A 14,246-nucleotide genomic window follows, 5' to 3' on the forward strand; every position below is an offset into this window, starting at 1 on the left:
CACCTGTGTAATTGGCGTAAAACGCGATGATCTTTATCATTGCCGGCCCAGAACCCTCAAGAGCCTTTTATGCGCCGTGTACTCACCGGCTGTTTTGTCACCCTCCTCCTGCTGATCAACACGCTCGTGCTGATTGGTCCCTTACTGGTTTTCGCCCTGCTCAAGCTTTTGTTCAGAGGCCGCATGCGGGATCACTGCTCCCATGCCGTGATGTGGATTGCCGAAACCTGGGCCGAGATCGACAAGCTCATTTTCGCCGCCTGCATTCCGACGCGATGGGATATTCGCGGCGACGAGGGCCTGCGCAGCGACACATCGTATCTGGTGATCAGCAACCATCAGTCGTGGGTCGATATCCCCGCACTCATTCAGGCGCTCAACCGGCGCACGCCGTTCTTCAAGTTCTTTCTGAAAAAAGAGCTGATCTGGGTGCCGCTGCTGGGTCTGGCGTGGTGGGGGCTGGATTACCCGTTCATGAAACGTTACACCAAGGCCTTTCTGGCCAAACACCCGGAACTCAAAGGCAAGGACCTGGAAATCACCAAGGCTGCCTGCGAACTGTTCAAACGCCAGCCAGTGACCATCGTCAACTACCTGGAAGGCACCCGCTTCACGCCGGCCAAGCATTCGGCGCAAGCCTCGCCCCACACCAGCCTGCTCAAACCCAAGGCGGGTGGCGTGGCATTCGTGCTGGCCGCCATGGGTGAGCAGCTGGATGCGATTCTGGACGTTACGGTGGTGTATCCCGGCTCAACCATCCCGGGCTTCTGGGACATGCTCTGCGGACGGGTCTCGAACGTCATTGTCGACATCAGGACCCGCGAGCTGGATCCCTGGCTGTGGCAGGGAGACTACGAGAACGACCCAGTGTTTCGGGAGAAGGTTCAGAGCTGGGTCAATCAGCTCTGGACCGAGAAGGATGTACGGATTGCGGCGTTAAGGCTGGAGGCAGCGCAGCAACAACAATGACTAGTAGTTTCGACAGGTAGACGGCTTTTCGCGGGCGATTGAAACTGATCCCAACAGAACAGGAGAGTTCGACCGTGCTGTTACCTACTCTGGCGATCTATCGTTATGACGCACTGGACCGCATGGCGAACCTTTCCCTATCGGCAAATAACGTTGTGCGACACTTCTATCAAAAGAGTCGCCTCGCCACCCGGATTGAGGGCTCGATCAGGTACATCGGGCTTCACACAAACGAACACATGTTGGCTCAATATCGCCTGGAAAATGGAGCGAGTGAGTGCGCGTTGCTGGCGACAGATCAGCAAGGTTCCGTCATTGCGGACCTGCTACAGAAAGTGTCCTACACGCCCTACGGTGTTCGTCATCCAGCGGCCAACCCGAAGAGCCTGCCAGGTTTTAATGGCCAGCCAGTGGACAAGGTGACCGGGTACTATTTACTGGGGAACGGCTACAGAGCGTTCAATCCTGTACTCATGAGATTCAATAGCCCGGACAGCCTCGGTCCGTTTGAAAAAGCCGGCCTGAACGCATATGCCTATTGCGAGGGAGACCCAATAAACTCCGTCGATCCGGATGGGCACTTGCCTTTCCGTTCAGCCGCGCTGGCAAGAAGGCTTAACGTAAAGAAAGTCGTACAACAAACAGCCAATGTTCCGTCCCTGCTGCAGCGAAGCTTAAAATTGTTCAGCGGTAACGCGCTGAGAGAATTGCAAAACACGCCTTATCGCAAGGTGATTACCCAGATAAATGAAAGATCCGGGGCACATCATCTGACCGACTTTCTCTCCAGGGCAAAAGGAAGCTGGGCTGAGCGGACAGATCAGGCGTTCTCGGGTCAAGGCCGGGGGTTTCTACCCCGCACAGCACTCCCCTTCGAAGCGCATCTCAGGAACTTCGAGCCCACGCTCGGAGTAATCAAACACCTGCAACCACACAATAAGGAACGTGTCCTCATAGGCCAACTGGCGGACATGCGCACGTTCCGTAATAGACCGACGGGGTCGTATGACAGTGAAATCTACGACTTGGACACGCGAGCTCTTGAACAATTGGTGCAGGACATGACCATACTCCGTAAAGAAAAAGCAGCCGCTTTACAGCGCCACCATGTAGAAGCAGTGAAAGCTATCAGAGATATCTAGCGAACGAACTGCGCACTGTTCGCGCTTGACTTCACTGCCCGGTGAAGCAGGATATGCGCTCAGCTACCTACGCCCCATATTCCACTCAGACTCTGCAACGCGGAACCGCTCGCGCCTTGCTGACCGAGGTACTGCAGAATCACCGGTACAAACTGACCGACCATATTGCTGTCCATGCCCAACGCCTTGAACGCGTTGTTGACATCGCCCATGTCCTGCACGTTGCCCAAGGCACTGTTAAGCATTGAATTGTCGCCTGACTTGCTCCCGCCCAGCAGCTTGCCCAGACCGTTAGCACCTCCGAGGCTGTCGAGCGCCGAGACGCCGGACAGTTGCTCCAGGCCGGGAACCGACTGAGCCAGTTGCGCGTAATCGTTGCCGGCCAGCTTGTTCTTCGCCAGCCCCAGCAGTGCACCCGTCCCGCCTACCGCCTGTTCGGGAGTGACATTGAGTTGGGAGCCCAACGCGTTCAGCAAGCCGGCCGCCTCGGGTGCGGCTGTGGCTTTCTGATTCCCGCCTGTGGCGTTGGAAACCGCATTCGCTGCGTCATTCAGGTTGAAGGCAAACACCGGGCTTGCTGCCAGGCCCATCAACGTTGCCAGTGCCATCACGCGTGCAGTCTTCATTCGGTCAACCTCATCAAACTGAACCGCCCGAGAGTGGGCGGTAAAACAGACGATTTGACTGAGTGGGCCAAAGCTTGTTCCCGGTGCCTCGGAGCAGATAGCGGTTATTTCCGACTGTGACGTTGAAGCCTGACGCCCAGACGGGCTCTACCTGACAGTCCTGATAGTCCTGATAGCCAGGCTGAAGGCAGTGCTCCGTGTAAGCTGCCATGTGGATGACTCAAGCGGAAGGGGTTAACACCAATGGCTTTCATCAGACCTGCAGCGCATTGTCTTTATCGCTACGACCCTCTGGATCGGCTGGCACACAGCGAACGTGAAGGTCAAACCAGCCTGAAGTTTTTTTATCAAAAGAACCGGCTGACCACGCACATTCAGGGACACACCCGGCGCACGCTGCTGCACGCCAATGACTATTTGCTGGCGCTTCAGCTTGGGCAGAATCAAACGACCACGTACGCACTGTTAGCGACCGACCCGCAGTTTTCGGTCATCGCGACCCCCGACGAGAAGGCATCCTTTACGCCCTATGGTCATCGGCATCCACAGGCAAACCTCCTGTACCTGCCGGGCTTTAAGGGTCAGGAGACAGACCGGCTGACCGGGCATTATTGGCTGGGTAATGGTTATCGGGCATTCAACCCGGTGCTGATGAGGTTCAACAGCCCGGACAGTTTGAGTCCGTTTGGCAAAGGCGGCTTGAACCCGTATGCGTATTGTGTGGGGGATCCGGTCAATCGGGTGGACCCCAGTGGGCATATGCCCTTGTTTCTTAAAACAGCGCTCCAAGGATTGCAACCTGGCAACAGCGTGCCTTTCTTACTGGAAAGGGAAAGCTTCATCAGCCAAAGGATCCCCGGCATCGAGCAGAAAAATATCGGTGTAAAGGTACTGAACCTGGGTTACCGGCTGGAACTGGGCGGTGGTGTTAATGCGTATCAAAAACTGAAAAAAAATGGAAACCTGGAGTTGATCGTCAACGGTCACGCCGCGACGCTACCGACGTCCGACCTTTCAGCCCTGATCGCGCAAGGAAAGGGTTATGTGTATCCACAAGAGCTTGTCGACCGATTGGCAGAACAGCGTGTACACCTGAACAACTTTGAAAACATTCACCTGGTGTCATGCTTCCTGGGAACCGGCGGTGCCAGGTCGTATGCAGCTGAAGTTGCAAGAATTACGAAAAAACCTGTCAAAGCCTATATTGGATACGTCTATACCCACGAAATACGCAACATTCAAGATTCCACTGACAATTTCCTGGTCGGCTTTTACAAGAAGGACTCATACGATGAATATGGCGTGCTCCGCGAAAAACCAGTCTACCACTCGGTCAGGTTTCCATGACCGAACGAGTTCAGTCGCAACTTCCGGCCTCACCGCATTGCGCACCCTCGTACCTGACGATTCTGATAGCTAGGCCACGAGAGAGGCCTGGCGCAGACTCGAACCTGAATGATTCACGTCAGAGAAGGTAACTCCAATGAGCGCGATCGCACCGGCCCTGCTTTGCCGTTATCACTATGACCCTCTGGATCAGATGGTGCTCTGCGCACAGGCAGGACAGGAGAGCGTGCAGCGGTTTTTTCAAAAGAACCGCCTGACTGCACACCTTCAGGGCCAGACCCGGCGCACACTGCTGCACGCCAATGAACAGTTGCTGGCGCTTCAGCTTGGGCAGAATCAAACGACAACGTATGTGTTGCTTGCGACCGATCAGCAGAACTCGGTCATCATGACGCCCAAGGAAAAGGCTTCCTTTACGCCGTACGGCCAACGACACCCTCAAGCCAACCCCATGAACCTGCCCGGCTTCACGGGCCAGCAGGCAGATCCCGTGACCGGGCACTATCTGCTGGGCAACGGTTATCGAGGGTTTAATCCGATATTGATGACGTTCAACAGCCCGGACAGCTTGAGTCCGTTTGGCGAGGGTGGGCTGAATGCGTATGCGTACTGTGCAGGTGACCCGATCAATTTAGTCGATCCAGAGGGTCACCTGTCATTTCCGGCGGCGACGTTGGTAGCGACCGCTGTCCAACGGTTCAAGAAAGGACCTTACGCTGCCTGGCTAGCCGGTAAAAAGGAGTACATCACCGCGCCCATTTCCACTGCGTCGGAAACGCTTCCCAGCTTAAAAACATTGAGCTTCAACGCGGCAAGAGGTGAAACGCTGGACGCACTAAAAAACACACTGCCTTATAAAAACGTCATAAAGAAATTCAATGCCAAAGTCGGCCGGAAAAACCTGGAACGCTTCATCGTGCAAGGTGGTAATGCCAAAGAGTCAGTGGCGCAAAGGGTTGAAGACGCTCTGTCAGGTAAAGGGAAAGGGTTTCTTCCTGAAATGGCCCGCCCTTATAAGCAGGCGTCTTCTCATCCCACAAACAATCGCGTGTTCAATGATATTGACCAAAGCATGCTGGATATTCGAGGTCTGGATCACCTTACTCAGCCCCGCAGACGCGCAGCCGGTCGACAGTACGGGCCGAGAGACTCTGATACATCAGACTGATACGCACATTGGAAAATGTATGCCTATGACTTCCCGCGATCCGGTAACGCTGTGCCGTTATCACTATGACGCTCTGGATCAGGTGGTAAATAGCATGGGCGGCCTAAGCCGCCCAGCTATTGGCATCAGGCTGCGCTGAACAACGTGTGCGGATCAATCACAAACTTCTTCGGCACACCCGCATCGAACTCGCCATCGCCACGCAGCGGATCATCAATCTTGATGCGGTACCGCGCTTGGGTCTCACTGCACCGCGCGCCCTCGCACCTGACGTTTCTGATAGCTAGGCCGCGGGAGGGGCCTGGCGCAGACTCGAACCTGAATGATTCACGTCAGAGAAGGTAAGTCCCATGAGCGCGATCGCACCGGCCCTGCTTTGCCGTTATCACTATGACCCTCTGGATCAGATGGTGCTCAGCGCACAGGCGGGACAGGAGAGCGTGCAGCGGTTTTTTCAAAAGAACCGCCTGACTACACACCTTCAGGGCCAGACCCGGCGCACACTGCTGCACGCCAATGAACAGTTGCTGGCGCTTCAGCTTGGGCAGAATCAAACGACAACGTATGTGTTGCTTGCGACCGATCAGCAGAACTCGGTCATCATGACGCCCAAGGAAAAGGCTTCCTTTACGCCGTACGGCCAACGACACCCTCAAGCCAACCCCATGAACCTGCCCGGCTTCACGGGCCAGCAGGCAGATCCCGTGACCGGGCACTATCTGCTGGGCAACGGTTATCGAGGGTTTAATCCGATATTGATGACGTTCAACAGCCCGGACAGCTTGAGTCCGTTTGGCGAGGGTGGGCTGAATGCGTATGCGTACTGTAAGGGGGATCCGGTCAACCAGATCGATCCCAGCGGCCATGCGCCCGTGCTGTTGAGACTTCTGCGACACATGGGGCTCAGACAAAAACGTTCGCTGCTTCAGGAGTTTCCATCAACGCTGAAGGGTTTGAAACTGAGTAATCACGTCAATCTGGGAGACGGCCTCAATGTCTACGATAACGTGACCAAAAAAGGACAGCGGGAATTATTGGTTCACGCCCACGGCATTCCAGTGGAGTCAACAGGCCACCCACAACTGAGCATGGGGACAGGCGTTGTTTCTCCAGAACTTCTTAATTATAAAATCATGAGAAACAAAGGAAATCTTGACAACTATGACAACATTCACCTTGCTGTCTGTTACTCTGCCGACGGCGGGGCACATTCGTTTGCGGGGCAACTATCCGAACTCACCCGCTTGCCGGTGAAAGGCTACAAAGGGAGGTTCATCTACAAGTATGTCTATGACATTCGCCATACGGTCTCTGACGGTGATACGCTCAGAGACATCTATAAAAGAAACACCTTCCGCAAAGGCAGCGGCCTGTATAAATCGTTCGCTTATGAACCCGTATGGCATACCTACCTGTAAAGGAAACCGTCAAGTAGTGCCTGAGCTGCTGATTAGCTGTCTACTGATCAGCCCCTGCACAAATGTTTACCTAAGTAGCTCAAGCCGAAAAGGCAATTACGATGGCTTACATCAAGATGCTCTGCCGTTATCACTACGATGCTATGGATCGCTTGGCAAACGCTTCGCCAGCAGGTTTGGACTCTTTTCGGCACTTCTATAAAAAGAACCGCCTGAACACGCAGGTCCAAGCGTTCATCCAACACACGTATCTGCATGCAAGTGATCATTTGCTGGCGCTGCAGCGTGCGCATGATCAGGGTTCAGACTGCGCAGTACTCGCCACCGACCGACAGGACTCGGTCATTGCAACGCCACTGTCAGCATTTTCCTATACGCCTTACGGTCATCGGCATCCACAGGCCGATCCCATAAGCCTGCCGGGTTTTACAGGCCAACAGGCAGATCCGGTGACCGGGCACTATCTGCTGGGTAACGGCTATCGCGCGTTCAACCCGGTACTCATGAGGTTCAACAGCCCGGACCGTTTGAGCCCGTTTGGCGACGGTGGGTTGAATGCCTATGCGTATTGCAAGGGGGAACCGGTTAATCAGACAGATTCGACAGGGCACATACCTGCGTTCCTGAAGCCTTTGAGCAAGTTGCTGTCGCACATGACTACGCCGTCGGAGGCTAAAGACGCCCTCGTAAGCCTGAAACTGAGCAATAAACGAACTGTCTTTAAGGACATCACTCTCTACGATCACACTCTCGAGTCAGGAAACAAACAGCTGGTCGTTAACGCACATGGCGCACGCCCCGGTATTGCCGATAACAGCACGCTGTACGCGGATGGCCAGTACATAGGTGCAGAGCATCTGAGCGCTGCACTCACGAAACAAGGCATTGCGTTGGAAAACTACCAAAGTGCTCACATCATCGCGTGTCACTCTGCAGATACCAGCATGCCGTTCGCAGAACAATTCTCACGTCAAACGGGCCTCCCCACGCTGGGCTACCAGGGCATTGTGAACGCCAAAGAAACGATGAAGGGTAACGCCATCAGGATCGAAATTCTGCGTAAAAACCTGTATGAACGCTCTTCTTCAAAAAAACACAAAGCGCGTGGCGCAAGGTTTAGCTATGCACCCGTCTGGTTTGACGGAAGTGAATCACCCGCTGCCCTGTGATGTGGACGGGCAGCCTGCGCTGCCCGCCCACCCATATCACGCCGCGCTGAACAACGTGTGCGGATCAATCACAAACTTCTTCGGCACACCCGCATCGAACTCGCCATAGCCACGCGGCGCGTCATCAAGACTGATGACTTCAACACCCACCACGTCAGCGATCTTGATGCGGTCCCACATGATGGCTTGCATGAGTTGGCGGTTGTACTTCATGACCGGCGTCTGCCCAGTGTGGAAGCTGTGGGACTTGGCCCAACCCAGGCCGAAACGGATACTGAGGCTGCCCATCTTCGCAGCAGCGTCCACGGCTCCCGGATCTTCGGTAACGTAAAGGCCGGGAATACCAATCTTGCCAGCCACGCGAACCACGCCCATGAGCGAGTTGAGTACGGTTGCGGGCGCTTCCGACTGAGCACCCGCATGGCCGTGACCTCGGGCTTCGAAGCCGACCGCATCAATGGCGCAATCCACTTCCGGCTCGCCCAGCAGCGCGGCGATCTGCTCGTGCAACGGCGTGTCCTGGGACAGATCGGCAATCTCGAAACCCTGAGCCTTGGCGTGAATCAGGCGGGTCGGATTGACGTCACCGACGATCACCACTGCAGCGCCCAGCAGACGCGCCGACGCAGCGGCTGCCAGACCGACCGGCCCGGCACCCGCCACATAGACCGTGCTACCCGGACCGACACCGGCAGTCACTGCACCGTGGTAGCCGGTGGGCAGAATGTCGGACAGGCAGGTCAGGTCGCGAATCTTTTCCATCGCGGCATCGCGATCCGGCAGTTTGAGCAGGTTGAAGTCCGCATAAGGCACCAGCACGTATTCCGCCTGGCCACCGACCCAGTCGCCCATGTCGACATAACCATAGGCACCACCGGCGCGGGCAGGGTTTACGGTCAGGCAGACACCGGTGTGCTGCTCCTTGCAACTGCGGCAGCGGCCGCACGCCACGTTGAAGGGCACGGAGACCAGATCGCCGACCTTGAGGTGTTCCACATCACGACCGGCTTCGAGCACTTCGCCGGTGATTTCATGACCGAGCACGAGCCCGGTCTGGGCAGTGGTGCGGCCGCGAACCATGTGCTGGTCCGAGCCGCAGATGTTGGTGGACACCACGCGCAGGATGACACCGTGTTCGATGCGCTTGCCGCGTGGATCTTCCATTTTGGGGAAAGGAATGCTTTGCACTTCGACCTTGCCAGCGCCGAGATACACTACACCGCGATTACCAGACATGCTTTCACCTCGCTTTTATTGTGTTGTAGCGGAGAAATGCGCTGCTTTGATGGGGTGTTACGGCAACGCATCGATTGCTCTGGGTTGCTTGTGTCGTAACTTGCTGAAAACCATGACTGTGGAAGTGCGCTTGCCCGCGATGCATGCTTTCAGGCGAGCCGCGGATAACGGGTCTGACGCCATCGCCGGCAAGCCGCCTCCCACGGCCCTGTGATTCCTGTGAGTGTGTTGTGAAGCCCTACAAAACCACCGTCCTGTTGGCGTTGAGAAACACCCGCCGTTCAATGTGATAGCCCACTGCACGAGCCAGTGTCAGTCCTTCAATGTCCCGGCCTTTGGCAATCAGGTCTTCGGGGTAGTGGCTGTGGTCGACCACTTCGACGCCCTGCGCAATGATCGGACCTTCGTCCAGGTCGTTGTTGATGTAGTGCGCCGTCGCCCCTACCAGCTTCACGCCCTTGTTGTAGGCCTGATGGTAGGGCTTGGCACCTTTGAAACCGGGCAGCAACGAGTGGTGAATGTTGATCGCCTTGCCATCGAGCTTGCGGCACAGGTCCGGTGACAGCACCTGCATGTAGCGGGCGAGGATCACCAGTTCGGCACCTGATTCTTCGATGACCTGCCAGACTCTGGCCTCCTGCGCGGGCTTGTCGTTGGGGTCGAGTGGGAAATGGTAGTACGCAATTCCGTGCCATGCTGCCAACGGCTCAAGATCGGGGTGATTGGACACCACCGCGACCACGTCCATGGACAGCTGATTGATGCGCTGGCGGTACAGCAGGTCATTCAGGCAATGGTCCGCCTTAGAGACCATGATCACCACTTTCGGCCGATAGTTGGGCGCCGTCAGCTCGAAGATCATGCCGAACGCACCGCCCCGCTCGGCCAGGCCTGCCCGGAATCCGTCCTCGTCGAAGCCTTCTGGCTGACGAAACTCGACGCGAATGAAAAAGCGCCCCGACAGGCGATCATCGAACGAGTGGTGCTCGGTCACGTAGCAACCCTGCTCGAACAGAAAGCGGGTCACGGCATCGACCGTACCCAGCACGCTGGGGCAGTCGGCAGTCAAAATCCATGTATCGGGGGCACGACTCATTACGCGATTACTCCTGAATCCTTATCGCCTGTCAGGTCTTTGCAAAGACGCTGGATCAGGCACCACTCACTTCACGCCTGAATACTCAAACCATATTCCGCCGACGCATCCTGCAACCACAGCCACCAGTAATCGGCGAAGCTGCGACGAATCAGCAGCTCCCAGGTTTCTTCGCCGGTGCGACGAATCACCAGCTGCGATTTGGCGAACACCGTGCCGACGGCCTTGCCCACCGGAAAGTTGTCCGGGTGCACGTCATAGCTGGTGGACTTCATCAAGACCTGACGCACCTTTGGCCCGGTCAGTTCAAGGATCGACTGGCCGCCGCTGACGTTGACGATTGCGATGTGCAAACCGGCCAGGGCTTCACGCAGTTTCTGCTCGGCGGCAAGCTCTTCGCCGGTCGGCACGATCAGCAGCCACTCATCCGGCCCCATCCACTGCAGCGAGCTTTCACCTGCGTTGACCAGCATCAGTGCGGCGGGCAATTCCATACCAAGCGCCTTGTGCACACCAGCGGCAAACGCTGGATCGTGGGCATCACCCCGAAGGGTCAGATGGCCCAGCAATTTCTTCTCGCGCAAAAACACACCCGGATTGGCGCGGCCTTTGCCGACAAGGCTTTCCAGACTCGCATGGAACAACGGCGACTCGGCTTTGACGTCGGTGGCCGGGCGTTGTGGGTAAACATTGACTGTGGTCATGGATCACCTGCTTTGAATTCTGTTGTACAGCCCAGCGTGCGGGAACGATCATTTATTCGACGTTCTGATGATCGCCCTTCGGATCGAAGAACACCGACGAAACGATCTCGGCTTCAATCACGCTGCCATCGGCCAGCGGTGCGAACACCCGCTCGCCCATGCGGTTCAGGCCACCCTTGACCACGCCCAGCGCGAACGAATAGCCCAGCGAGTTGTGCGCATAGCTGGAGGTCACGTGACCGACCATGCTCATCGGGATTGTCTGCTTGGTGTCGAACACCAGTTGCGCGCCTTCCGGCAGCCACCGGGTCGGGTCGACAGGCTTGAGCCCGACCAGCTGCTTGCGCTGTTCGCGCACGCAGTCTTCCCGGTTCATGCCGCGCCAGCCGATCCATGAGAACGGCTTGGTACGACCGACACACCAGCCCATGTTCAGGTCGTCCGGCGTCATCGAGCCATCGGTATCCTGACCAACGATGATGAAACCCTTCTCGGCCCGCAGCACGTGCATGGTTTCAGTGCCATACGGCGTCAGGTTGTACTGCTTGCCCGCCTCGATGATCTTTTCCAGTACGCCCATCGCGTAGTCGGCCTGAACGTTGACCTCGTAGGACAGCTCGCCGGTAAAGGAGATGCGGAACACCCGCGCCGGTACGCCTGCGACCAGACCTTCTTTCCAGGTCATGAACGGGAACGCTTCGCGCCCCAGGTCGATATCGGTGACTTCACTGAGCAGCTTGCGGCTGTTGGGGCCGGACAGCGTCAGGGTCGCCCAGTGGTCGGTCACTGAAGTGAAGTACACCTTCAGGTCCGGCCATTCGGTCTGCTGATAGATTTCCAGCCATTGCAGAACGCGTGCAGCGCCACCGGTGGTGGTGGTCATCAGGAAGTGATTGTCGGCGATGCAGGCCGTCACGCCGTCATCGAAGACCATGCCGTCTTCCTTGCACATCAGGCCGTAACGCGCCTTGCCCACGTCCAGTTTGGTCCAGGCGTTGGTGTAAATGCGGTTCAGAAACTCACGGGCATCTGGCCCTTGAATATCGATTTTGCCCAGTGTCGAGGCGTCCAGCAGACCTACACTGGCACGCACGGCCTTGCATTCGCGGGCAACGGCGGCGTGCATGTCTTCGCCATTTTTCGGGAAGTACCAAGGGCGCTTCCACTGACCGACGTCCTCGAACTCGGCACCGTTTCGCACATGCCACGCATGCAGCGCAGTGAAACGCACCGGCTCGAAAACATGCCCACAATGCCGACCGGCAATCGCGCCGAAGGTCACCGGCGTGTAGTTGGGGCGGAACATGGTGGTGCCCATTTCCGGAATCGATACGTTCAGCGAGCGGGCTGCAATGGCCAGACCGTTGACGTTACCCAGCTTGCCCTGATCCGTGCCGAAGCCCAGCGCGGTGTAGCGCTTGACGTGTTCGACGGACTCGAAGCCTTCACGGGTCGCCAGCTCGATAGCGGCAGCGGTCACATCGTTCTGCAGATCGACAAATTGTTTCGGCGCACGGGCGGTGCCTTTTTCGTGCGGTACCTGGAACAGCGCCAGGGTCGGCTCTTCAGTGCGGCTGAGGGCTTTGGGCATGACGCCTTCGACCACCTTGAAGCCCGCTTCGCTGGCAGCGCGCACGCCACCTTCGAAACCATCGGCCAGACTGTCCGCCAGGCTGTAGACACCGTTCACGCCACCGACACAAACGCGTTTCTGTGGCGCTTCGCCCGGCACGAACCCGAGAATGTCTTCACGCCAGACCGGTTTGCCGCCCAGGTGCGATGCCAGGTGAACGATCGGGCTGTAACCGCCAGAGCTGGCCACCAGGTCGCACTCCAGCCATTCACCGGGACTGGTCACGTTATGTGATTTGACGTCGATGGCGGCAACACGTGCAGCCGTCACGCGCTTGGTGCCCCGGGCTTCGATCACTGCGCTGCCGGTCAGGATGCGAATCCCTTTGGCACGCGCCTCTTCCACCAGCGGACCACGCGGGTTGTGACGTGCATCGGCAATCGCCACCACGGGCAGGCTGGCGTCGAGCCAGTCCAGCGCAACGCGATAGGCATGGTCGTTGTTGGTGGACAGCACCAGCTTTTTGCCCGGCGCCACGCCATAGCGGCGCACGTACGTGGAGACCGCCCCGGCCAGCATGTTGCCGGGCACATCGTTGTTGCCGTAGACCAGTGGACGTTCGTGGGTGCCGGTCGCCAGCACCACGCGCCTGGCACGGACGCGGTGCATGCGCTGACGCACCATGCCGATCGGCGCGCGGTCGCCGAGGTGATCGGTCAGACGCTCGTGAATCGTCAGGAAGTTGTGATCGTGATAGCCGTTGACCGTAGCGCGAGGCAGCAGGGTCACGTTACGCAGGGCTTTCAGCTCGGCAACCACAGTGGCGACCCATTCAACCGCCGGTTTGCCATCCAGACTCTCACGGCTGTCGAGCAGGCTGCCGCCGAACTCTTCCTGCTCGTCGGCCAGAATCACACGAGCGCCACTGCGCGCTGCAGCCAATGCTGCGGCGAGGCCGGCAGGGCCTGCGCCGACAATCAGCACGTCGCAGTGCTGGTTCATCGCATCGTAGCTGTCGGGGTCGTTCTCGGTCGGCGAGCGGCCCAGGCCTGCGGCCTTGCGGATGTACTTCTCGTACGTCATCCAGAACGACTGCGGGTACATGAACGTCTTGTAATAGAAGCCCGGCGGCATCAGCTTGCCGCCGACCTTGCCGAGAATGCCCATCACATCGTTGTTCACACTCGGCCAGCCATTGGTGCTGGTCGCGACCAGGCCCGAATAGAGCGCTTGCTGAGTGGCTCGCACGTTGGGGATCTGCGTGGCTTCAGTCGCGCCGATCTGCAACACGGCGTTCGGCTCTTCGGAACCTGCCGCGAAAATGCCGCGTGGTCGCGAATACTTGAAGCTGCGACCGATGATATCAACGCCATTGGCCAGCAACGCGGACGCCAGGGAATCACCCTCAAAGCCCTGATAGGTCTGACCGTTGAAGGTGAAATTCAGCACCTTGCTACGGTTGATACGGCCGCCGTTGGGCAGTCGGTTGTTCTGGCTCATACCTTGTCTCCCTTGTCCGTGAACTGCGGCTTGGCGCCAATCGGATAGGTTTCGAGAATCTCGTAGGTCACGGTGTTTCGCGTGGCGTTGAAGTACTGACGGCATCCGGCTGCGTGAATCCACAGCTCGTGGTGCAGGCCACGCGGGTTATCGCGGAAGAACATGTAATCGCCCCACTGCTCGTCAGTGCAGGCACCCGGATCGAGCGGGCGCGGAATGTGCGCCTGGCCCGATGCGTGAAATTCCTCTTCGGAGCGCAGTTCGCCACAGTGAGGACAGAAGATATGCAACATGGGTA

12 protein-coding genes and 1 pseudogene are annotated in these 14,246 nt (G+C 57.5%); 6 read left to right on the forward strand and 7 right to left on the reverse strand.

Annotated elements, in window-relative coordinates; genetic code table 11:
- Window positions 1–69 precede the first annotated feature (69 nt).
- The gene (locus BUB69_RS12935) at window positions 70–969 is read left to right on the forward strand and encodes an acyltransferase (protein ID WP_073167141.1); all 900 of its coding nucleotides are present in this window, start codon (window positions 70–72) and stop codon (window positions 967–969) included.
- 122 nt (window positions 970–1,091) lie between these two features.
- Window positions 1,092–2,111 (forward strand): RHS repeat-associated core domain-containing protein, encoded by a 1,020-nt coding sequence (locus BUB69_RS12940; protein WP_084537102.1) that lies wholly within the window; start codon window positions 1,092–1,094, stop codon window positions 2,109–2,111.
- Between the two features lie 59 nt (window positions 2,112–2,170).
- On the opposite strand, the gene BUB69_RS12945 is transcribed toward BUB69_RS12940, so the two are convergent.
- Window positions 2,171–2,737: a DUF2780 domain-containing protein gene (locus tag BUB69_RS12945; RefSeq protein WP_073167148.1), complete on the reverse strand. Its 567-nt coding sequence runs from the start codon at window positions 2,735–2,737 to the stop codon at window positions 2,171–2,173.
- 243 nt (window positions 2,738–2,980) lie between these two features.
- On the opposite strand from BUB69_RS12945, the gene BUB69_RS29005 reads away from it, so the two are divergent.
- On the forward strand, window positions 2,981–4,084 hold the full coding sequence (locus tag BUB69_RS29005) for an RHS repeat-associated core domain-containing protein (protein ID WP_073167150.1): 1,104 nt from the start codon (window positions 2,981–2,983) through the stop codon (window positions 4,082–4,084).
- A gap of 136 nt (window positions 4,085–4,220) precedes the next feature.
- On the forward strand, window positions 4,221–5,252 hold the full coding sequence (locus tag BUB69_RS12955) for an RHS repeat-associated core domain-containing protein (protein ID WP_073167153.1): 1,032 nt from the start codon (window positions 4,221–4,223) through the stop codon (window positions 5,250–5,252).
- 125 nt (window positions 5,253–5,377) lie between these two features.
- Here BUB69_RS12955 and BUB69_RS29595 read toward each other — a convergent pair.
- Window positions 5,378–5,476 (reverse strand): annotated as a pseudogene (locus BUB69_RS29595) (hypothetical protein); the annotation flags it as partial.
- Between the two features lie 126 nt (window positions 5,477–5,602).
- On the opposite strand from BUB69_RS29595, the gene BUB69_RS12960 reads away from it, so the two are divergent.
- Together BUB69_RS12960 and BUB69_RS28225 are read left to right on the forward strand one after the other, a co-directional pair.
- Entirely contained in the window at window positions 5,603–6,670 is a 1,068-nt protein-coding gene (locus BUB69_RS12960; RefSeq protein ID WP_073167156.1) for an RHS repeat-associated core domain-containing protein, read from the forward strand.
- Between the two features lie 101 nt (window positions 6,671–6,771).
- Complete coding sequence (locus BUB69_RS28225) at window positions 6,772–7,839, forward strand: RHS repeat-associated core domain-containing protein (protein WP_245825281.1); 1,068 nt, start codon at window positions 6,772–6,774, stop codon at window positions 7,837–7,839.
- Between the two features lie 36 nt (window positions 7,840–7,875).
- Here the strand turns inward: BUB69_RS28225 and fdhA are convergent, their stop codons facing one another.
- The 5 genes from fdhA to BUB69_RS12990 all read right to left on the reverse strand — a co-directional run bounded on the left by fdhA (window position 7,876) and on the right by BUB69_RS12990 (window position 14,241).
- Window positions 7,876–9,075, reverse strand: a complete 1,200-nt coding sequence (fdhA, locus tag BUB69_RS12970) for a formaldehyde dehydrogenase, glutathione-independent (protein WP_073167158.1) — start codon at window positions 9,073–9,075, stop codon at window positions 7,876–7,878.
- Window positions 9,076–9,313: 238 nt separating this feature from the next.
- Window positions 9,314–10,171, reverse strand: coding sequence for a formyltetrahydrofolate deformylase (locus BUB69_RS12975; protein WP_073167161.1), 858 nt, complete (start codon window positions 10,169–10,171; stop codon window positions 9,314–9,316).
- Window positions 10,172–10,242: 71 nt separating this feature from the next.
- Entirely contained in the window at window positions 10,243–10,875 is a 633-nt protein-coding gene (locus BUB69_RS12980; RefSeq protein ID WP_073167165.1) for a sarcosine oxidase subunit gamma, read from the reverse strand.
- A gap of 52 nt (window positions 10,876–10,927) precedes the next feature.
- Window positions 10,928–13,948, reverse strand: a complete 3,021-nt coding sequence (locus BUB69_RS12985) for a sarcosine oxidase subunit alpha (RefSeq protein WP_073167167.1) — start codon at window positions 13,946–13,948, stop codon at window positions 10,928–10,930.
- Window positions 13,945–14,241, reverse strand: a complete 297-nt coding sequence (locus BUB69_RS12990) for a sarcosine oxidase subunit delta (RefSeq protein WP_024685489.1) — start codon at window positions 14,239–14,241, stop codon at window positions 13,945–13,947. The genes BUB69_RS12985 and BUB69_RS12990 overlap by 4 nt, the downstream gene beginning before the upstream one ends.
- Between the last annotated feature and the right edge of the window lie 5 nt (window positions 14,242–14,246).

Origin of the sequence: Pseudomonas asturiensis, assembly GCF_900143095.1 — a bacterium.
GTDB lineage: Bacteria > Pseudomonadota > Gammaproteobacteria > Pseudomonadales > Pseudomonadaceae > Aquipseudomonas > Aquipseudomonas asturiensis.